This is a genomic window from Leptospira gomenensis (genome assembly GCF_004770155.1).
Classification (GTDB): domain Bacteria; phylum Spirochaetota; class Leptospiria; order Leptospirales; family Leptospiraceae; genus Leptospira; species Leptospira gomenensis.
The window spans coordinates 228039-249318 of record NZ_RQFA01000010.1; the positions used below are offsets into that span (position 1 = coordinate 228039).

The window sequence follows — 21280 nt, forward strand, 5'->3', positions numbered from 1 at the left end:
GCCATACGGCGAGTTGGAGTTAGACGCCATTGACAATGTTTACTGAACCTGAAGAAAATACAACACTCTGGCGATATTTGGACTTACCGAAATTCTGCTCAATGTTGCAGCGAAAGGAGGTATATTTTTCAAATCCAAATGAATTTTCGGATAAACGAGAAGGCAAACTACTTAAATCACATGAGATAAGTATGGACCGAATGATGAATGTGGCATCATCCATTTTTGAAAAACCTTATCAAACACTTAATAAACTTTATTTTCCCGATAACTCTTCAAGATATCAGTACATTGCGCGTGTGGCAGCAGTGTATGCTTCAAAAGCTGGCTATGAAAATAGTGAATATATTGAGAAATATATCTATAATCTAGAAAGATTGTTAATCCATTCTGATCAAAAAGCAATATCAGAATTAGGAACTCTCGAATCCAAGGTGAATCATCATATACTAGCTTCAAAGCTCCCTGGTCTTCTGGTAAAACCAATTTCAATATATTGTTGGCATGAAAATTCTGGTGAGTCTGAGAGCATGTGGAGAATATACGGCAATAAAGGGTTAGCGTTAAAGAGCACGCCGGCAAAGCTAAAATCCAGTCTTACATTACCGATTAGTAACGAAACACATAGTTATATTTCGGCTCTTAATCATGTTAAATATATTGATGATCCGATTAGTATTGCGAGAAATTTAATGATGGCGGCTGACGGAAATTCTAAACCTTCACCAGATGTTGATTGGTTTCTTCGGCACGTTCTTAAAGCAGAAATTTATAAATCATATCTTTTAAAACACAGCGCTTATCGTTACGAAAATGAAGTGCGTTATATTTTACAAGAAACAGAAAATAAACCGCCAGATGTGATGAATATGCAAGCTACATTTAATGGTAAGTATATTAAAGCTGATATTGAACAAATGATCACGGAAATCGTGGTTTCACCATATGCTGAAGATTGGTTTATTGAGGTAGTATTTGGAGTAATTGAAAAGGAAGGCGTTAAGCTTAAGCTTGAAAAATCGTCTCTGAATGTTTAAATCGTCAACGGCGTCTAACTTCGTCTCCTCACTCCGTTCGAGATCGCTAATGCGACTCTCACTCCGGGCTAAAGCCACATTGCTTTGCCACTTCGGTTCGCAAGACGCGTCTAAGGACGCTCGAACCTCGTGCCAACTCCTTCGCGCACAGGCGCTCGGAGACGCAACGTCGAGGAGACTCTTTCGTTAAGCGCCATTTGCAAAAATATGATCAAACTTAGAGTATCAGGCTTTTCAGAGAAATTTTCTCATCTTAATAATAAGGTGGATTTAAAATTTTCATATTTGTCTTTTTTAAGATGTTACGTTACTGCTTCTTATTCGAAAAAAGAACAAGGACTTCTTCGATATATTGAGCTAGGCGCTCAGGCTCTAAATTATTTACATTTAAAGGAAGATTATTTAAAATATACGGAACGGTACGAAACTTTAGAAAAAAGTGATAAAGATAACATTTCTTATAGAACCGGAGAAGCCTTATTGAAAATATATTCCGAACAGGAGTTGAAAATTGAAACAATTATTAAACTTAAAAAGAATGCTAATCTTCAAATTAGCAAAAACAAATCATTAAACCATACAATTAAACCAAATGTTGGAATAACTACGAAAAAAGCCAGGGAGCCCGATTTTATCGGAATAGATACGAATGGTTTATATCATGTGCTAGAAACAAAATGTAGAAGCCAATATTCGACAAGTGAACATCAGCATGCAATCAATCAAGTTAATACAATTGATAAAATTAATAGCAAGACCCCTGAGACTAAAACAGCCTGCCTTTTCGTAATTGGAAATAAATCGGAGGGCAATATCATTGATCCAGATTCAAGCGGTTTATTCAATATTACCATCGAATCTTCAAATATTCTCAAATCAATTTATTATCCTTTTTATAACTTTGATTCAAGCAATTCGATAGAGATTGAGTATGATAATCGTAGTTTTCTAATTCGTCCTTTTATCTTTCCTAGTTTTTACATTGGTATAGAAAGAACTGTATTAACAAACAGTTTAACTGGCAACTATAGCACAAAATATAGAAATTGGGTCAATGAGACAAATCCAGTAAGAGAATTACTATTCAATAATTATGTTTCTATAGGGAATGATGGAATAATAGTTTTAAAAATCGAAGAGGCACTCGAATCTGGAATAAGAATAATTGGATATCCAAGAAGATACAATTTTCCATTCCATTGGCTCTTTTGGTAGAATGCAAACGGCGCTTAACTTCGGCTTCTCACTGCGTTCGCGACTCACGGTTCCCGCTCGCGCTCACTCCGGGCTTCGCCACATTCGCTTTGCCGTTCGGCTTGTAATCGCTCACTAAGGTTCGCTCAAGCCTCCGTCAATCCCTTCGCGCACAAGCGCTTCGGGAACGCGAACGTCGAGAAGCCTCTTTCGTTAGACGAAAGGCATTGATATACTTTTTTGCAACGGGAGTGTGTTTGTTAAGTTTTCTAAATCAAGGGAGTATTTGGTAGCCTATGGACTATATTACATTTGATGAAGCAAAGCTAATTCATCAAGAGTTAGTTAATGATTTTATCGAATCAGGAGATCCAATATTCCCTTCAGGTATTAAGGATATCAATTTACTTGAATCAGCGATTTATAAACAGCAAGCAGGATTTAACGGAAATTTGTTATATAATACTCCCATTTCTAATGCGGCTGCATTATGCTATGGAATAACTTCAAATCATGCTTTTCATAATGGAAATAAAAGAGCTGGTTTAGTCGCTCTAATGTGTCATTTATATAAAAATGGGATTACGTTCAAAGAGACGAACCAAAAGGAATTATATAATTTTATTTTAGATGTCGCTTCACACAATTTTTCACGTTCCAAGGGGAGTCCTGATCAAGATATAGAAATTGCTGAGATGACAAAATGGATAAAGAAAAAAACTAGAAAAATCGAAAAAGGAGACCGTGTTATTACTTTCAGAAAACTTAGAGAGATTTTGAAAAAATTTGATATAGTTTTGGAAAATCCAATGACTAGCTATATTGATGTAGTTAAAATTACTAAAAAACTTTTTGGTAAAGAACGTCGAATCCGCTTAAGAACTATACCATATCACGGGGAAGGAAGTATAATAAGTAAGGGAGCTTTAAAGAATATTCGTGAATCAGCCTTGTTAACTGAAGAACATGGGGTTGATTCGGCTACATTTTACGGATTCGCTTCTGCATTAGATGCTTTTATTGTAAAAAATCAGACGGTTTTAAAGCGTTTGGCAAAAACTTAATTAATTCAATGCCCTTCGTCTAACTGCGGTTTCTCGCAGCGCTTCGAGATCGCTCCGCGACTCTCGCTTGGCCTTCGGCACATTTGCTTTGACGTTCGGCTTGTGATCGCTCACTAAGGTTCGCTCAAGCCTCCGTCAATCCCTTCGCGCACAGGCGCTCCGGGAACGCAAACGTCGAGAAACCTACGTCGTTAAGCGCCATTTGCAAAAATATGATCAAACTTAGAGTATCAGGCTTTTCAGAGAAATTTTCTCATCTTAATAATAAGGTGGATTTAAAATTTTCATATTTGTCTTTTTTAAGATGTTACGTTACTGCTTCTTATTCGAAAAAAGAACAAGGACTTCTTCGATATATTGAGCTAGGCGCTCAGGCTCTAAATTATTTACATTTAAAGGAAGATTATTTAAAATATACGGAACGGTACGAAACTTTAGAAAAAAGTGATAAAGATAACATTTCTTATAGAACCGGAGAAGCCTTATTGAAAATATATTCCGAACAGGAGTTGAAAATTGAAACAATTATTAAACTTAAAAAGAATGCTAATCTTCAAATTAGCAAAAACAAATCATTAAACCATACAATTAAACCAAATGTTGGAATAACTACGAAAAAAGCCAGGGAGCCCGATTTTATCGGAATAGATACGAATGGTTTATATCATGTGCTAGAAACAAAATGTAGAAGCCAATATTCGACAAGTGAACATCAGCATGCAATCAATCAAGTTAATACAATTGATAAAATTAATAGCAAGACCCCTGAGACTAAAACAGCCTGCCTTTTCGTAATTGGAAATAAATCGGAGGGCAATATCATTGATCCAGATTCAAGCGGTTTATTCAATATTACCATCGAATCTTCAAATATTCTCAAATCAATTTATTATCCTTTTTATAACTTTGATTCAAGCAATTCGATAGAGATTGAGTATGATAATCGTAGTTTTCTAATTCGTCCTTTTATCTTTCCTAGTTTTTACATTGGTATAGAAAGAACTGTATTAACAAACAGTTTAACTGGCAACTATAGCACAAAATATAGAAATTGGGTCAATGAGACAAATCCAGTAAGAGAATTACTATTCAATAATTATGTTTCTATAGGGAATGATGGAATAATAGTTTTAAAAATCGAAGAGGCACTCGAATCTGGAATAAGAATAATTGGATATCCAAGAAGATACAATTTTCCATTCCATTGGCTCTTTTGGTAGAATGCAAACGGCGCTTAACTTCGGCTTCTCACTGCGTTCGCGACTCACGGTTCCCGCTCGCGCTCACTCCGGGCTTCGCCACATTCGCTTTGCCGTTCGGCTTGTAATCGCTCACTAAGGTTCGCTCAAGCCTCCGTCAATCCCTTCGCGCACAAGCGCTTCGGGAACGCGAACGTCGAGAAGCCTCTTTCGTTAGACGCAATCATGCAAAAGGGATTATTATGAGGATTGGATATTATTTTGGCGCTGGAATTAGTAAAGAGAGTATTCCTTTGGCTCTTGATCTACCAACGAGATTGGCATATTTGGCGAATGCCTTAGAACTTAAATTCAAGTTTCCAGAAGAGATGTTCGATGACGCGGGCGATTACATTTATGGTAAGAAAATTAGTAATCTAAGCAAAGAAATGTTTACAGATTGGCGTGAAATAGCGGAGGAATGTCGAGGGATTCCAATTGATACCTATGCTATCGAAAATAAAGACCAACCGGAAGTTTTGGCAAAGATTAAAAATGTAATTTCTTCATACTTTTTAGTTGAACAAAGTATTGATCATTCAGCAAATATCGAAGGATACGATTCAAAAATAAGTCCGCGCATAAGGAATTTTTTATCCCAACTAATAAAGTCGGTCGATAGTCCTACTCAACTTTTCAATAATCCAATTATTTTCTCCTGGAATTATGATAATCAATTTGAATTATCTTTTTGTAAGCATATTAAAAGCATTTACGCAGATGAACATAAATTTCGTTATGCTTTAAAACTTTTGAATATTATACCTGGTAATGAAAATACAGATGCAGATTCAATAAATATTGATAATTCCCATACAATTATTAAATTGAATGGTTCTGCAGGTTACTTAGTTCCAACTGATGCGTATAGAAAATGGAATCATTATGGCCAGTATTTGACGTATAAAAATACAGAAGAAATGATTTTAAGAGCAATTCGGCATTATGGAATTCTTAAATATTCAAATTCAGAAATTAAAAACTATATTAGATTTGCCTTTGAAAAAAGCGGAACGATAAATACTTATCAAAGATTTGTTAAAGATGCAGCTTCAAAAATTGAAAGATTGGTAGTGATGGGTTATTCATTTCCAAGCGACAATAATCAAATTGATTCTGAAGTATTCGAAAGTATGACTAGCATTAAGGAAGCGATACTAGTTGATTTATCGGGTCGAGAAAATATTTTATTAGAAAGATTTAAGAATAGAATGAAAAAGGATATTGCTGTGCGGTTTAGCTCGAATGTCGGTGAGATTCCGGTTTATTGATGCATGACTGCGTCTAACTTCGTCTCCTCGCTTCGTTCGCGACTCACGGTTCCCGCTCGCGCTCACTGCGGTCTTCGACACATTGCTTTGTCACTTCGGTTCGCGGGACGCGACTAAGGTCGCTCGAACCTCGTGCCAACCGCGTCGCGCTAATGCGCTTGCGGCCGCAACGTCGAGGAGACTCTTTCGTTATACGCCATTTCCGCTGCGCTTTTCCGGAGTGGTTTGTCTGAGTGTGGGAAGGGGAAAGCGGTTCTTGTTTCATTTTGTTGCAATGGTTTTTTTAAGCGTTTTAAGATGCTCGCGTAAACGGCGTATAACTACGGTTTTCCGCTTCGTTCGCCACTCGCGGCTTCCGCTCGGTCTCACTTCGGGCTAAAGCCACATCGCTTCGCTCACGGGATTAAATCGTAATAGGTAAATGATTCAGAGAATGCGTTTCGCGTCCCTTCGGGATCAGCGACGTCGGAAAACCTGGATCGTTATCTGCAATGCCGCGCCCCTCATCAAGACACCAGCCGTCCTTGGCTGGCGAACCAAGCCGTTTAATAAAATACGTAATAAATTATTGATTTTTGAATATATTCTATTAGAAGAAATAAAATGCATATTACTAAATTTTTATTAAAGAACTACCGAGCAATTACTTCAGAGGTATCTGTCTCACTCGAAAAGCAAAGTCTCATACCAATTATTGGTGTAAACGAATGTGGAAAAACCACGATCTTAAATGCTATATTTGCATTTGATTTTAACAATGATTCTTTGAATGATAAAGGGAAACATTTACAAGATACAAAGAATTTATATAAAACGCAAGCGGCCGCACCTTTAATTTCAGCCGAGATTGAAATCGACCAAGATGAAATTGATAATTTTATTAAAGAGACAAATAAAGAATTTGAAAAGAATATACTTGAAAAACGAGAAGCAACACAACAGCCAGCGGGTGCGAGTGAGAACCACGAAAACCAAATATTTAAACCTAAGAAGAAAAAAATCGAAGAATTGCCTAGACGAATTATAGTCTCGAGAAATTTAACGACTAAAACTTACAACTTACGTGATTTTTCCTTTGGTAACGATCAATATGATCATTTATTTTGTACTAAGATAATTAACTACTTACCTTACATCCTATATTTTGATGACTTTCGTGATTCAATTGAAGAAAAAGTCGAGATTATTAAAGACGAAAATGGGGATTACTACGGCTGGTTAGAAATTGTGGAGACATTGTTTAAAAAGACCGCTAAAAATTTCTCCGTTTTTAATCTTAAAGATTTAGAAGTAAGAGAAAGGAAGAGTGTTTTGGCTCAAGTTAAGAATAATCTTAATAAGACATTAACCAATGAGTGGAAAAATTTTAAATTGGAAGAAAAAGATAGTTTGACGATTTCGATCGATTATGTTGAAGAAAATGACTCTGAAAATAGACAACGTGAATATTTAAAATTCGAAATTATAGAGACTGATATAGATGGAAATGAGCGGTATTTCTTTATTAGAGATCGATCAAAAGGGTTTTATTGGTTTTTTAACTTTGTAATGAAATTAGAATTTAATCCAAAAGAAAACCCAAATTCAAAATACAATACGATCTATCTGTTAGATGAGCCAGGCTCATATTTGCATGCATCTGCGCAAGAAAAGCTGTGCAAAAAGTTAGTTTCTCTATCTGAATTCAATAAAGTGATTTATTGTACTCATTCACACTATCTTTTAAATCCCGAAGTAATACCTCTTGGAAGTATAAGAATCGCAGATAAAAATCAAGATAAAAGTATTGGCCTCAGGTCATATTTCGATTATGAAAAAAATAGCTCAAATTTACGTTTAGCATTTCAACCATTGTATGACGCGCTACAGTTTCGACCGTTTCCATTGGATGTAAGCCATGATCTTATTGTGTTGGTTGAAGGGATCACAGATTTTTTTGTTTTTGAAATGTTTAACAAAAACAAAAAACGAGCTTTTATGCCGTGCGTTGGCGCAAATTCAATTAAACACTTTATTTCTATTTTGCTTGCATGGAAGAAGAAGTTTTATGTTTTTTGGGATAATGATGAAGAAGGTCGTCGTGTTTTTCAGGAATGTGAAGAATTCTTTGGGAATGAATTCTCAAAAAGATATTTTTTTCTTTATTCTCTTCCGCTAAAAAATAGTAACAAAGTTGAATTAGAGCAACTGTTTTATGGTACAGATATTAAAATGTTAAAAGAACGCCTAAATTTGGATCCAAATACAGCTTTAAAAAAAGTGATTGCTCAGCTTTATTATAGTCGAGAAAAAAATAAAATTATTGCTGAATTATCAGATATAACCATTGGAAATATTCAACATAACTTAAATAAATTAGAATAGTAGAATTTAGTTTCTAAGAAAAAGACAAACTGAGCAAAGATCTCCGAACGCTTCGCGATCGGGACGCGGGATAAATCTTTTAAACTTCTTGCCCTCGTTAAAACTGCTTCGCAGATTTTACTCGGGCGGAACTCTCCAATTTCATAAATATCATTTAGAAAATACAGAATAGAAATATTCAGGAGGTTTATTATAAAGTTTGAATAATATATAAAAGTCTTCGATCAATAATCGACGCTGACCTGTTTCCATTTGTGAAATATAACTCTGATGCCTTTTAAGTTTCTTTGCAACTTGAGCCTGAGTTAAATTAGCTTCAATCCTCGCCCTTCTAAGTCGGTCAAAGAAAGCCTTCTGCTCTTCTTTAGAAATTTCACTCGTAAAATTCGCTTTAGTTTGCTCGGAGGAGGGATTTTGGGCGCGGAAAGGCCACCAGAAGCGTCTTTTTCTGCTTTCCGAATGAGGGTACGGTCCAGATACTAATTTAACGCCCATGTATTGCCAGATACATTGATACACCAGAAGTGAATTAATGTCAATATAAATATTTTATTAGTGTATTTTTAATGACCTCAAAGAAAACTGAAAAATTAGTCGGAAAGAAGGTACAAGCAGTTCTTCAAGATCACGGCGAAAGTCAAAAGGAAGCCGCTCCTGAGTTAAATATTACTCCAGCAGGATTAAATAATATTATTCAGGGTAGAGTAGAATCATTGTCTCAGACATTCTTAACTTCCTTTAAGGAAAGATATAAAGTTAACCTTGATTGGCTTTTAGATGATTCAAGATCGATTAAACCTGTTTTGTATTCTACATCTGATGAAGGACCGGTTTTTCAGATGGATGAGGATAAAGTTTTATTCAGTAAAATCAAGAATACAAAAGGGCTTAAAGAAATCGTAAAAACTCTATTACAGATTTCTCCTGAACAAAGAAAAATAATAGCCGATGTCGCTTCTGAATTTTCGAAAAAGAAGTGATTATTTACATCTTAAATCGCAATTTTATAGGCACTCACTAATCATCTCCGCCGTCCTTGGCGTCGCCGATTAGGATTCGGGGCGACGGCACAGCAGATAACTAAAAATTGTCGCTGCGCTTCGGGTTCGCTTCGCGCCCCTCGCTTGGGCTTCGCCACATTCGCTTTGTCACTCGGTTTGCAAGACGCTCACTAAGGTTCGCTCAAACCTCGTGCCAATTCTTTCGCACGCTTAGGCGTGCTTCAGAACCGCAAACGTCGACAATCACTTGTCGTTAGACGCTATTATTCGAATATTTGCAGAATGTCTTTATTATCATCTCAGTCTGTCTGTAATTGGTCGAAGGAATTCTCCGTTGAAACTTGGGAAAGAATTGAATTTGCTCAATCTAAGAAAGGATTCAAAATATTCGAAACAACAATCACGCAAGATATGCTTTATAATTTAGCTAAACTAAACTTAAAAGGGATCAAGTTATTCGAAGCAAAAAATGAAAAGACAAATGGAAATGACTTGGAGCTATTTTTACGATACGCTGAAAAAAAATATGTACGGTTTTGTATTCAAGCAAAGATTTCATATAGCAACGAAGAATATAGGGCAATTCATCATCCTTTAAAAAACAATACTTTTCAGATTCAAAATCTTATTAATTACGGGAGTAGAAAGAATTCTATTCCACTATACTTCTTTTATTCTTATACTAAGGCCTATCAATCAATTGCATATGACCAGAGAGGAAATAAATACGGTGAGTTTGGAATTTCGGTAACAAGAGCCGATCAAATTTGGCTTTCCTTTTGTAATTTACCTGGATACAAGTTTAAATCGATTCCAAAAGTTATAAACATTATTGATAAACACGGGATTACTTTACATGAATTTCTTTGCAAGCGTAAGATTCCTATTTGGGCATTTTTGGCTTTCGACAATTCGGATCCTGATTATAGGCGACGCTTCCTATATAGATATTTTTACGATGAAAATGAATTGCCCGAAATAGACTATTGGAGACAGATCGATCTTGCAGATTTTTCAAACTTTAAAAGTGGTCGCGAAAGATCGTCAGAACTAAATCGTAATCAATATGAATTTAATCCATGTTTTAGATTAATTGTAGATCCCGAATAACAGCGTCTAACTTCGTCTCCTCACTCCGCTCAGGATTGCTAATGCAACCTTCGCTCCGGGCTAAAGCCACATTGCTTTGTCACTTCGGTTCGCGGGACGCGACTAAGGTCGCTCGAACCTCGTGCCAACCGCGTCGCGCCAATGCGCTTGCGGACGCAACGTCGAGGAGACTCTTTCGTTAGACGCAATAGCTAAATTATTTTTTAGAGCTAAAATGAAGTTTCAAATAGCAAAAATGAATATTGAGACAACCTCACCCAATATCTTTCTAGAAGATGAGAAGGTTGTAATAGAACATTTAGAATCGGAAAAGGTCGATTTTGAAGTAATTGATGAAGGTTTGGCTTTTGGAGGCGAAGATAATTTTGTACTTATAACTTCTTTAATTATTCTCATAAAAGACTCTGTGTATTCAGGAATAATTTACGATTTAATCAAATACAAAGTAGTTGAATTATATGGTATGGTTAGTTCTAAAAATAAAAAGAATACATTTATCGATGTTGAGTTTTATGAAAACGGAGTGGTTAAAAGAATTCAATTAGCGAATGCGATAGAAGGTGTTATCAAGATAAGAAATCATAGGGGCAAATGGGTCACTTTAAAAAATAAAAATGACGAATGAACAATTGTATAAATTTATTCAAAATAACAAAAGATTCCTATTTAAAAAGATTGTTAGTAAATATCCAGAATATGAAAAACTGAGAAAATATCTCGTAATAGATTATCCCACACCTAATGAATTTACGATCGTTGGGAATGCTTTACTTTTCTCAAAATATACGAATGATCGAACATCTGCAATCTGGACATCTTTCGGAGATGAACATATACTAAAAGGATTGCTTGATGCTGATTGGAGAGCCATTACAATAATAAAAAATAAAAAAGGGCATTGGCACTCACTAAATGTTAATGGCTACGAATCTGAAAGTAATACATATATTTGTGATGATCCGCATGGTAATTATTTTACAAATTATCGAGATTTGAATGGCGCGAATCTTAAATTCGAAGCAAAGCATTTGCTTGAAATAAATTATGGGAAACCATTATATATTTGTTCTTCTCTTTTTCAGAATATGCACCAGAAAATTTTCGGACTATTTTCGGATATCCCGCATTATCGGATCGACTTTTAGCTACTGCGTCTAACTGCGGTTTCTCGCGGCGCTTCGAGATTGCTACGCAACTCTCGCTTGGCCTTCGGCACATTCGCTTTGTAACTCGGTTCGCGAGCCGCGACTAAGGTCGCTCGAACCTCGTTCCAATTCTTTCGCGCGTTTAGCGCGCTCCAGAACCGCGAACGTCGAGAAGCCTCTTTCGTTAGACGACATGTTCCAAAATCATTTTTAAGGAGAATAATATGGCTATTAAAGCTATTGATGTTACGTTTGAAAAACTGGATTCAGTCTTTAAGAGTTTATTGGCGCTTGATAGCGATAAACATGACTTTTCAATAACTATAAAGGAATTTACCGCGGCTAAAGAAAAGCCTGAGATAATGAGGAATTTGGTCGGTGGTAGGAAATACGATGATTGGAATATCTTTAAGCAATCCTTTTTAGAATACCAAAGCCAGTTTAATATTATGTGGCAGACTGTGCAAGGAAAAGGTGGACCAATTAATTTAAGCTCAATTGATCTGCCAGCAAATATAGGAGAGCAACTTGCAAAAAGTTTAATTGATAGTTCAGGATTTCGCGACAATAATTCCGATCAAGACTCTAATGTCTTTGACTATCTGAAAGAATGGTTGCCTAATCTTTTCAAATATTTGGACGATGATACTCGCTATATATCCTTAACCAACTTTAAGGAAGGATTTAAATCGATTAGTAAGGGTAGCTATGCATTCAAATTTAAGCCTGGTAAAAGTCCTATCTTCACAAAAATAATTAACGAATACGTATATTTGAATAAAAATGAATCTCAGGATGAATTGGAACTCGGTAATCAAATCGAAGAGAGATTGAAGACACTAATCGGATTGGATGATTTAGAGCATAAGCAGCTCGAAAGAAGAGGTGGAAAATATCAGAATTATGATTTCGTTGGCTTCAAAAAGAAAGTTAATCCAAAAGAAGACGATTTAGAAATCTATACTTTCGAATTAAAGGCTTCGAATAAGATTTCATCAATATCTGAAGCAATAAGTCAAGCCACAAGTTATAAATCAACAAGTAATTATACGTATATAATTATTCCAATGTTTGATAAAAAACTTTTTCATGATGAAACAAGATTCGAATCATTCGTCGATTTATGCAGAGAGAATGGTCTTGGAATAATTACTATAGAAGTTGATCCTAAAAAGCATAAAGTCATTGATGTTTATGAGGTAATTACTCCACGCAAATTGGAAATCCTCGATTTCGCTTTGTTGGATGAAATTTTTATCAGTAAAAATCTAGAGTTTTGCCAATTATGTAGGAGGATTGCATCCACTGGATCAGATAGAAATGGTTGCGGCTGGATGATTAATTTAGAAAGCGATTCGCAGTGTATGAAAATTCTTTTCCAAGAAAAAATGACAAAGTTATAGAACTGGAACACGTCGTCTAACTGCGGCTTCTCGCGGCGCTTCGGGATTGCTTCGCAACCCTTGCTTGGCCTTCGGCACATTTGCTTTGTCCCTCGGCTTGCGAGACGACGCTAAGGCGTCTCAAGCCTCGCGCCAATTCTTCCGCGCGTTTGGCGCGCTCCAGAACCGCAAACGTCGAGAAGCCTATTTCGTTATGCGACATTGTAAGTATATTTCCGAATATTTATTTTCAGTCTAATTATAAATTATGAGTCATGGCAAAGAATCGGAAACGGAGATTTTGAATATTCTATATAGAATAGTCGGTGAAGACTTTGTTTTTCAGTCACCGACTTTAATGGAGGAATCCGGCAAGAAAATTGAATTAACAGACTTTCTTGTATTACTTGACGACATACTTATAACAATTCAATCAAAATCTATCGATATAGATATTGATGATATTAATCTAATTAAATTAGGAAGGATTTTTAAAAAATACGAAAATGCTAAGTCGCAGTTGAATAGAACGGTCAATTCATCTAATAGAAAAGAGAAAGTCATTCTAAATGCCAAACATTTGGAAGAGCATATTGAACTTCCTTGGGTAAATTTTAGAACTAAAATCTCGATTATTACGTTAAATATACCAGACAATCTATATGAAAATCCTGAATTTCGATTTCAATTCACAAAGTTTGAGATCTACAAAGGAATGGCTTTGCACATTTTTATTTTACAAGACCTACAGAAAGTGTGTGATGAAATGAAGACCGGCGGAGATCTATTGCACTATCTTGAAAATAGAGAAATAGTATTAAAGGCAGTATCAATGCAACACTTTGTGAACGAACTTGATATAATGGCCGTTTATAAAACGAAATATGATGCAATTGAAAAAATTCGAAAAGGCGAGATCGATGAACTTATCATTGAGCCAGGTTTGTGGGAATTTTATGTAAAGGAGCACGCGGCAAGAATAATCGAGCGCGATAAATTATTAGCCGAATGCTTTCTTATTGATATCTTAATAAAAGAAAATAGGAATTCTATTTCATATAGTATTGAGAAGTACGGTTATACTAAAAATGAAATGATTCAGAGTTATATGCGAATCATAGGAATACTAAATTCTTTGACAGCTATTGAGCGTTACAACGTAGAAATGATTTTGAAAGAAAAATTGACTTCTACCGATATATATCCGATGCGTTACTTCATTTTTCCTTTTAGAAAAAAAGCAATCTTTTTCCTAATAACAAATGAAACTGATCGCGAACGACGAACAAGTCAATTGCAGGGTCTTTCGGAGCAAGCAGCATTACATTTAAGTAAAGGTATATTTGCAACCGAGACATTTTTAGGTGTTGCAACTGAAGGTCGAAAAGCTCCGGGTAGAAGTTTCGATAGCATTTTATTTAATCCTATGGATATCATAGATGAGATAAAAGAATTTGATGGTATATTGTTTGAAAATCGAAATCTTGGTAAAGTCGATGAATGGACACTCTGAAATTCTATGCTATTACAACGTCGCATAACTGCGGCTTCTCACTGCGCTGCGAGATCGCTTCGCGACTCTTGCTTGGCCTTCGGCACATTCGCTTTGTCACTTCGGTTCGCGAGCCGCGACTAAGGTCGCTCGAACCTCGTTCCAATTCTTCCGCGCGTTTAGCGCGCTCCAGAACCGCGAACGTCGAGAAGCCTCTTTCGTTATACGCCATTTCCGCTGCGCTTTTCCGGAGTGGTTTGTCTGAGTGTGGGAAGGGGAAAGCGGTTCTTGTTTCATTTTGTTGCAATGGTTTTTTTAAGCGTTTTAAGATGCTCGCGTAAACGGCGTATAACTACGGTTTTCCGCTCCGTTCGCCACTCGCGGCTTCCGCTAGGTCTCACTTCGGGCTAAAGCCACATCGCTTCGCTCACGAGATTAAATCGTAATAGGGAAGTAATTCCGAGAATGCGTTTCGCGTCCCTTCGGGATCAGCGACGTCGGAAAACCTGGATCGTTAGTCGACATTGCGTAAGCTGACGGTGATTTTGAAAACGAAGAAAACCAAGAAAAGAGGGTGAATTCAGAATAGAAAATTGCTTGAAGTCTACACAAGTAGTTGTGTAGACTTGTTAAAAGAGCAAAAAAATGGCTACAAACTTAAATATCGATCCAAAATTACTAGAAGAAGCTTACACGGTGAGCGGGTTACGAACTAAACGTGAGACTGTGAATTTAGCTTTAATTGAATTTATTAAACGCCATAAGCAGAAAGACATTCTCAAATTAATTAATTCAGTCGAATATGATAAGGGTTACGATTATAAAGAGGCGCGTAATAAAAGATAAATCACCAAACCTTGATGAAATTACTAGTCGATACTTCAGTTTGGTCTGAAGCTTTAAGAAGAAAAGGTAAAACTTTAAATTCTGAGGAAACTTACCTTTATCACATAATTACAAACGAAGATGATATTTTTGTTACCGGGATAATTCTTCAGGAAATTCTCACGGGAATAAAGGATCAGAAAATATTCTCAGAAATAGAAGATCAGTTCAGATATTTTAATTTTCTTTCTCCGACGGAGAAAGATCATATTGAAGCAGCAAAATTAAGAAACTTACTTTCTAAAAAAGGAATCGTATTAGCGACAATCGATGCCTTAATTGCTCAGATTGCAATTACTCACAATTTAATTCTTGCAACTTATGATAATGACTTTTTACGACTTTCTGGAATCACAAAGTTAAAAACTCTCAATTTCGAAGATTATAAAAAATCGAAGAGAAAACGCAACGTCGACTAACTGCGGCTTCTCGCGGCGCTTCGGGATTGCTTCGCAACCCTCGCTTGGCCTTCGGCACATTGCTTTGTCACTTCGGTTCGCGGGACGCTCGCTAAGGCTCGCTCGAACCTCGTGCCAACCGCGTCGCGCTCAAGCGCTTGCGGCCGCAACGTCGAGAAGCCTCTTTCGTTAGTCGACATTGCGGGGGAGACGCCGCATCCATGTGGCGAGAAGTAGGGGCGAAAAGGATGAAATTAGGTTGACAAGCATACAATCTTTGTATATTATTTAGGTTATGAATCAGACTGTTAATATTTCCTTTGAAAAAGCACTTTTAAAAGAAATCGATAAAATTGCAAAGAGGGAACACAGGTCCAGGTCAGAATTGATTCGTGAAGCCGCTAGAGCGTATATTGAGAAAAAAACTAGATGGCAAGCCATCTTTGACTTCACTTCAAAAGTTACTGATCGAAGTAATATTTCTGAAAAGGATGTTTTTAATGAAATTAAATCCGTTAGAAATAAAAGAAATGCTTCTTAATGTTGAAGGTATTATTAGATACTAATATTTACATCTCTGCTATTTTATTTAGAGGAAAACCAAGGCTTGTTTTCCAAGATTTAATTGATGAGGTTTTTACAGGATATATTTCGAAAGAAATATTAGCTGAGATTGAATCTACGCTCTCTAAACCAAAATTCAAACTTGATGATAATTTTATTCAGATTGTTTTATCTGAAATCAGAGATATTACTGTGCTTGTTAAAAATAAACCTATTCAAGATTATTTAGAGTTAAGAGATAGAGATGATTATCACATTCTGGAGTCTGCTTTTGCAGCAAAAGTAGACTATTTAATCACTGGAGACAAAGATTTATTAACTCTTCAGAAAATTAAGAACTTTAACATCATTACTCCAGATGAGTATTTAAGTATTAAAGTAAGAAACGAAACTTAATTCAGCGACATCCGTGTCGCGAAATTCCGCAACTGCGTATAACTTCGTCTCCTCGCTCCGTTCGGGATCGCTCATGCGACCCTCACTACGGGCTAAAGCCACATTGCTTTGACACTTCGGTTCGCGGGACGCGACTAAGGTCGCTCGAACCTCGTGCCAACCGCGTCGCGCTAATGCGCTTGCGGCCGCAACGTCGAGGAGACTCTTTCGTTAGTTGCCATAGCCCGGCAATTAATTTTCATATTAACGCATTTAAAAAAAATGCTGACAAGATTTCAATAGTATATATAATGTATATATGGAATCAATTGTTCACAAATGGGGTAATAGCTTAGGAATTAGAATTCCAAAAGCAATGGCGATTGAATTAGAAATAAATGACGGTAGTCACGTTGAATTGCAATATGAAGGCGATAAAATAGTTATTTATCCGATGCGAAAGGCATCTCTTGAAGAAAAGCTTTCAAAAATTACTAAACAAAATCTTCATTCTGAAATATCAACAGGTAGCTCAGTAGGTAATGAAGCTTGGTAAAGAGTAGTAAGTATATTCCTGAAAAAGGAGATATTGTGTGGCTAAATTTTACTCCGCAAGCTGGCCACGAACAAATGGGTCGAAGACCAGCGCTTGTGTTATCACCGAAAGAATATAATTCAAAAACTGGTTTGGCTATATTTTGTCCAATTACAAGTAAAGTAAAAGGATATCCTTTCGAAGTGGTTATTAAATCTAAAAAGCTAAACGGCGTAATTCTTTCCGATCAAATAAAGAATTTGGATTGGACTATTCGAGAAGTAGAGCATATCGAGTCGGTAAGTAAACCTTCTTTGAAAGAAGTTTTAGATAATATTAAACTATTAATATTTTGATAACGAGCTACAGCAACTAACTGCGGTTTCTCGCTGCGCTTCGAGATCGCTTCGCGACTCTTGCTTGGCCTTCGGCACATTTGCTTTTAAACTCAGCTTGCAAGACGTTCGCTAAGGCTCACTCAAGCTGAGTTTAAATCCCTCCGCGCACAAGCGCTTCGGGAGCGCAAACGTCGAGAAACCTACGTCGTTATACGCCATAGCATGAATCGATAAGTAAATGAATAATGAATCGAATATGATAAATCTTGGTGAGGTTTCTAAACCTGTAACTGTTTTGATTGAGAAAATATCAAATGCAGTAGGAATTATTTATGAACCTACGCGAATAAGGAGAAATGCTCGAGCAGAAGCGGACGCTTTAAAAATTAGGGCCACTGCCGAAGTTGAAATGCATGATATTCAAAAAAGAGCAATTGAGCGACTTATAGGCGAAGAAGTTAAACGGCAAGAGAACATTGAAGCCATAATTGATAAAGCTATTCCAGAAATAAAAGAATCAGCGGAACCCGAGAATATAGATCAAGATTGGCTAATGAATTTCTTTGATAAAGCTAAGCTAATTACTACTGAAGAAATGCAATCTCTTTGGAGTAAAGTTCTTTCAAGTGAGTCAAATAAACCAGGCTCCTTTTCTAAAAGAACAGTAAATTTTCTTTCATCGCTTGAAAAAAAAGATGCTGAATTATTTACCCGATTGATGTCATTTTCAATAAATCTGTCACCTCGTAGGGTATTTATTTATAATGAATACGATGAAGAAGTAAAGCAATGCGGAATTCTATATTCGCACTTGGCTCATTTAGAAACTATCGGACTTATCAAGTATAGCTCTATTGGATTTTCTATTAATATTATGCTAGATTCTATTCCTATTCCATATTTTGAAAAGTTAATGTTCATGGATTTTCCGACGGATCAATTAAGAAACTTTGATCTTGGCAAAGTTGTCTTAACAGAAACGGGTCTTGAACTGAGTCGAATTTGTTATTCAATACCTAATGATACTGCTATTGATTATTTGTTAAAAAAGTGGCAAAATATGGGTTACATTATATATTCACCATATCCTAAATTTTTATAGTATATGCTACGGCGTATAACTGCGGCTTGCCGCTTCGTTCGCCATTCACGGGTTCCCGTTCAGGCTCACTCCGGTCTTCGACACATTGCTTTGTCACTTCGGTTCGCGGGCGTTCGCTATGGCTCACTCGAACCTTGTGCCAACCCCATCGCGCTCAAGCGCTTGCGGCCGCAACGTCGAGAAGCCTCTTTCGTTATACGCCATTTTATATAAAACTAAGGAGTAAATATGAATTATACAATTAGGCAACTCGTCGAAAAAATTTTAGCCGGACAAATCAGGATTCCTTCCTTCCAGCGTGGTTATGTTTGGGAGCCGGAACTCGTTGCTTATTTAATGGACAGTATTTACAAGGGATATCCATTTGGGAATTTATTATTCTGGAAAACAAAGGAGTTTTTAAAGTATGAAAAGAAAATTGGGCCTTTCGAAGAGATAAAAAAAGAAGCGGGTTTGCCAATAGATTATGTGTTAGATGGTCAACAAAGGATTACATCTATTTTCGGTGTTTTCCAAAATGAGTTACGTCCTATAGAAGAAAGCTTAAATTTTGAAATTTATTATGACTTTGTTTCGCAAACTGATGCTCAGGAAACGCAATTCTTTGCTCTTAGGGATGAGGACGTTGATATTACAAGACATTTCCCTTTAAAATGTTTATTTGATAGTGTTAAATATAGAGAAGCCACGGAAAAAATCGATAAATCAAAAATTACTTTTTGATAGATGATTTGCAAACGAAATTCAAAGAATCTCAGATTCCTATTCAATTTTTAGAGACTGAAGATAAAGCAAAGGTTGCAATAGTTTTCGAAAGAATAAATAGGAGAGGAGTTGACTTAGATACTTTTCAATTGCTTGGTGCGTGGACATGGAGTGAAGAATTTGATCTTCAAAGTTATTTTGAAGAATTGCAAGATGAACTTGAGCCATTTGGTTTCAAATCAGTAGGAGAAGATGTGGATCTTCTATTAAGATGTGCCGCCGGGATAATATCGCGAAACGCATCGGCGAAATCGTTAATTGAATTAAATGGGAATCTTGTCCGAAATAGATTTGAAGAGGTCAGAAATGGGCTAAAAGGTGCCATTGATTTTCTTAAATCAAATTTAAGAATCGAAAAATTAGAGAATTTACCTTATGGGACGTTGCTTGTTCCTTTATCCTCATTCTTCGCAATCTCAGGCAATCAACAGTTCCTCTACACTGATGAGCAAAGATTGAGTTTATTAAGGTGGTTTTGGAAAACTAGTTTCTCAAAACGTTATGGTGCGGGTACTTCAAGAAACATAAATAAAGACATTGAAGAAATAATTAAATTGAAAAATAATGAGAGTAATGTTTTGGCTGATTTCAGGTTAGATATTACTCCAGACTTTTATCTTAGGAATCAATTTAGGATTGATTCAGTTAGTACAAAAACTTTTGTCCTTCAATTAGCTCAAAATAACCCTAGATCGTTTGTTTCTGGGAGTCCGATTACTTTAGGAAATGTTCTAAGCAATTATAATAGGAATGAATTTCACCATATTTTCCCGAAGGCATTCTTGAAATCGCTGAGTAAAACAGATGCACAAATAAATTGTCTTGCTAATTTTTGCTTTTTGTCTAAGTCTGATAATAATTTTATTGGCGGAGATAGACCAAGTTTGTACAAGAAAAAATTACCAACTAACATAACTGAAATCTTGGATTCAACGTTTTCAAGTGATACTATTTTTCTAGATAATTATGAAAATTATTTGAATGAAAGGGCAACGAACCTTTGGAAAAATGCGAGTCAGTTAACTACCTGAAAAAATAAAACGGCGTCTAACTACGGTTTTCCGCTTCGTTCACCACTCGCGGCTTCCGCTCGGTCTCACTTCGGGCTAAAGCCACATCGCTTCGCTCACGAGATTAAATCGTAATAGGTAAATGATTCAGAGAATGCGTTTCGCGTCCCTTCGGGATCAGCGACGTCGGAAAACCTGGATCGTTATGCGGCATCGCGAAAATTTTTTATTAAAAAGACGATTTCAAATAAAAATTTGAGATAAAATATGGTTCAAAATGATTAGCTCTGTTGAAATTATTAACCGACCACAATCAGGTGAATATAAAGAACGAATCTACGATAACGATTCAGCTTGGAAATCCGCAGATTGGTCGTGGGTAAAATTTACGAATGATAACTATGATGAATGGTGTGGTCACTTCCGAGGGGCGTCTTACGGAGCGGCAATTTCGACTTCAAGAAATGAGATTCTTGTCTTAACTTCTGACTGTTTATATTTATTAGACACGAATGTCGGCAACATTATTGAAATAATGGAGTCCCCACAGTTTAAATCTATAACTGTTTCTCCACAGGGAGATTTTATTCTTGCTGACTCTTATCACATTCAAAGGTTAGGGAAAAAATTAGCTACAATGGAGTCTATCAATAGTCCTGTTGAAATGGATTCAATTGTATTTAAAGAATGGGTAAATGATAATTTACTTATTTATTGTGAAGAGTTTACGAATTGGACTCGGAAATTAGAATTACAGCTTAATTCGAAAACATGGGAAATTAAAATTCTTAAATCTGTATAAAACCCAAGCTAAATATTAGGATTCTCAAAAAAATTGGCTTGAGTCGAATATTTTATAAACTTCGCGACGCCGCATAACTGCGGTTTCTCGCGGCGCTTCGGGATTGCTTCGCAACCCTTGCTTGGGCTTCGCCAAATTCCGCTTTGTCACTCGTCTTGCAAAGCAAGCCTCGCGCCAAGTCCTTCGGACGCGCGGAACTTCGACAATC

Annotated in this window: 23 protein-coding genes; 22 read left to right on the forward strand and 1 reads right to left on the reverse strand. The window is 36.4% G+C overall.

The window, feature by feature from the left end; genetic code table 11:
- Positions 1 to 35 precede the first annotated feature (35 nt).
- From EHQ17_RS02180 to EHQ17_RS02215, 6 genes are all read left to right on the forward strand, one after another.
- Positions 36 to 1037, forward strand: coding sequence for a DUF2971 domain-containing protein (locus EHQ17_RS02180; RefSeq protein WP_135595046.1), 1002 nt, complete (start codon positions 36 to 38; stop codon positions 1035 to 1037).
- A gap of 207 nt (positions 1038 to 1244) precedes the next feature.
- A complete protein-coding gene (locus EHQ17_RS02190) occupies positions 1245 to 2252 on the forward strand; it encodes a hypothetical protein (protein WP_135736125.1) in 1008 nt (335 codons plus the stop codon).
- A 275-nt stretch (positions 2253 to 2527) separates the two neighbouring features.
- Positions 2528 to 3295: a type II toxin-antitoxin system death-on-curing family toxin gene (locus EHQ17_RS02195; RefSeq protein ID WP_135595050.1), complete on the forward strand. Its 768-nt coding sequence runs from the start codon at positions 2528 to 2530 to the stop codon at positions 3293 to 3295.
- Between the two features lie 212 nt (positions 3296 to 3507).
- A complete protein-coding gene (locus tag EHQ17_RS02200) occupies positions 3508 to 4515 on the forward strand; it encodes a hypothetical protein (protein WP_135736125.1) in 1008 nt (335 codons plus the stop codon).
- Between the two features lie 221 nt (positions 4516 to 4736).
- Complete coding sequence (locus tag EHQ17_RS02205; protein ID WP_135595052.1) at positions 4737 to 5804, forward strand: hypothetical protein; 1068 nt, start codon at positions 4737 to 4739, stop codon at positions 5802 to 5804.
- A gap of 603 nt (positions 5805 to 6407) precedes the next feature.
- Positions 6408 to 8168 (forward strand): AAA family ATPase, encoded by a 1761-nt coding sequence (locus EHQ17_RS02215; protein ID WP_135595055.1) that lies wholly within the window; start codon positions 6408 to 6410, stop codon positions 8166 to 8168.
- A 150-nt stretch (positions 8169 to 8318) separates the two neighbouring features.
- Here the strand turns inward: EHQ17_RS02215 and EHQ17_RS02220 are convergent, their stop codons facing one another.
- Positions 8319 to 8663, reverse strand: a complete 345-nt coding sequence (locus tag EHQ17_RS02220; protein ID WP_135595057.1) for a helix-turn-helix domain-containing protein — start codon at positions 8661 to 8663, stop codon at positions 8319 to 8321.
- A gap of 71 nt (positions 8664 to 8734) precedes the next feature.
- Here EHQ17_RS02220 and EHQ17_RS02225 point away from each other — a divergent pair, with 71 nt between their 5' ends.
- The 16 genes from EHQ17_RS02225 (at position 8735) to EHQ17_RS02310 (ending at position 21072) form a co-directional block, all read left to right on the forward strand.
- Entirely contained in the window at positions 8735 to 9148 is a 414-nt protein-coding gene (locus EHQ17_RS02225; RefSeq protein WP_135595059.1) for a helix-turn-helix transcriptional regulator, read from the forward strand.
- Between the two features lie 303 nt (positions 9149 to 9451).
- A complete protein-coding gene (locus EHQ17_RS02230; protein ID WP_135595061.1) occupies positions 9452 to 10279 on the forward strand; it encodes a DUF6615 family protein in 828 nt (275 codons plus the stop codon).
- A gap of 214 nt (positions 10280 to 10493) precedes the next feature.
- Complete coding sequence (locus EHQ17_RS02240; RefSeq protein ID WP_135595063.1) at positions 10494 to 10904, forward strand: hypothetical protein; 411 nt, start codon at positions 10494 to 10496, stop codon at positions 10902 to 10904.
- Positions 10905 to 10908: 4 nt separating this feature from the next.
- Positions 10909 to 11424, forward strand: a complete 516-nt coding sequence (locus EHQ17_RS02245; RefSeq protein ID WP_135736126.1) for a hypothetical protein — start codon at positions 10909 to 10911, stop codon at positions 11422 to 11424.
- A 224-nt stretch (positions 11425 to 11648) separates the two neighbouring features.
- Entirely contained in the window at positions 11649 to 12827 is a 1179-nt protein-coding gene (locus tag EHQ17_RS19710) for a hypothetical protein (protein ID WP_167882472.1), read from the forward strand.
- Positions 12828 to 13107: 280 nt separating this feature from the next.
- Positions 13108 to 14319 carry a hypothetical protein gene (locus tag EHQ17_RS02255; RefSeq protein ID WP_135736127.1) on the forward strand — a complete coding sequence of 404 codons (1212 nt, stop codon included), beginning with the start codon at positions 13108 to 13110 and terminating at the stop codon, positions 14317 to 14319.
- A 624-nt stretch (positions 14320 to 14943) separates the two neighbouring features.
- Positions 14944 to 15144 (forward strand): type II toxin-antitoxin system VapB family antitoxin, encoded by a 201-nt coding sequence (locus tag EHQ17_RS02265; RefSeq protein WP_135595071.1) that lies wholly within the window; start codon positions 14944 to 14946, stop codon positions 15142 to 15144.
- Between the two features lie 14 nt (positions 15145 to 15158).
- Entirely contained in the window at positions 15159 to 15602 is a 444-nt protein-coding gene (vapC, locus tag EHQ17_RS02270) for a type II toxin-antitoxin system VapC family toxin (RefSeq protein ID WP_135595073.1), read from the forward strand.
- 274 nt (positions 15603 to 15876) lie between these two features.
- A complete protein-coding gene (locus EHQ17_RS02275; protein ID WP_135595075.1) occupies positions 15877 to 16122 on the forward strand; it encodes a CopG family ribbon-helix-helix protein in 246 nt (81 codons plus the stop codon).
- Positions 16122 to 16541, forward strand: coding sequence for a putative toxin-antitoxin system toxin component, PIN family (locus EHQ17_RS02280; protein WP_135595077.1), 420 nt, complete (start codon positions 16122 to 16124; stop codon positions 16539 to 16541). The genes EHQ17_RS02275 and EHQ17_RS02280 overlap by 1 nt, the downstream gene beginning before the upstream one ends.
- Positions 16542 to 16839: 298 nt before the next feature.
- Positions 16840 to 17076 carry an AbrB/MazE/SpoVT family DNA-binding domain-containing protein gene (locus tag EHQ17_RS02290; RefSeq protein ID WP_135595079.1) on the forward strand — a complete coding sequence of 79 codons (237 nt, stop codon included), beginning with the start codon at positions 16840 to 16842 and terminating at the stop codon, positions 17074 to 17076.
- Positions 17070 to 17411 (forward strand): endoribonuclease MazF, encoded by a 342-nt coding sequence (gene mazF, locus EHQ17_RS02295; protein WP_118971037.1) that lies wholly within the window; start codon positions 17070 to 17072, stop codon positions 17409 to 17411. The genes EHQ17_RS02290 and mazF overlap by 7 nt, the downstream gene beginning before the upstream one ends.
- A gap of 220 nt (positions 17412 to 17631) precedes the next feature.
- Positions 17632 to 18495 carry a DUF2806 domain-containing protein gene (locus tag EHQ17_RS02300; protein WP_135595081.1) on the forward strand — a complete coding sequence of 288 codons (864 nt, stop codon included), beginning with the start codon at positions 17632 to 17634 and terminating at the stop codon, positions 18493 to 18495.
- Positions 18496 to 18723: 228 nt separating this feature from the next.
- A complete protein-coding gene (locus EHQ17_RS19920) occupies positions 18724 to 19218 on the forward strand; it encodes a DUF262 domain-containing protein (protein ID WP_210414531.1) in 495 nt (164 codons plus the stop codon).
- Positions 19215 to 20291 (forward strand): hypothetical protein, encoded by a 1077-nt coding sequence (locus tag EHQ17_RS02305; protein ID WP_210414532.1) that lies wholly within the window; start codon positions 19215 to 19217, stop codon positions 20289 to 20291. Before EHQ17_RS19920 ends, EHQ17_RS02305 begins: the two co-directional genes overlap by 4 nt.
- A gap of 256 nt (positions 20292 to 20547) precedes the next feature.
- Complete coding sequence (locus EHQ17_RS02310) at positions 20548 to 21072, forward strand: hypothetical protein (protein WP_135595083.1); 525 nt, start codon at positions 20548 to 20550, stop codon at positions 21070 to 21072.
- The last annotated feature ends 208 nt before the right edge of the window (positions 21073 to 21280 follow it).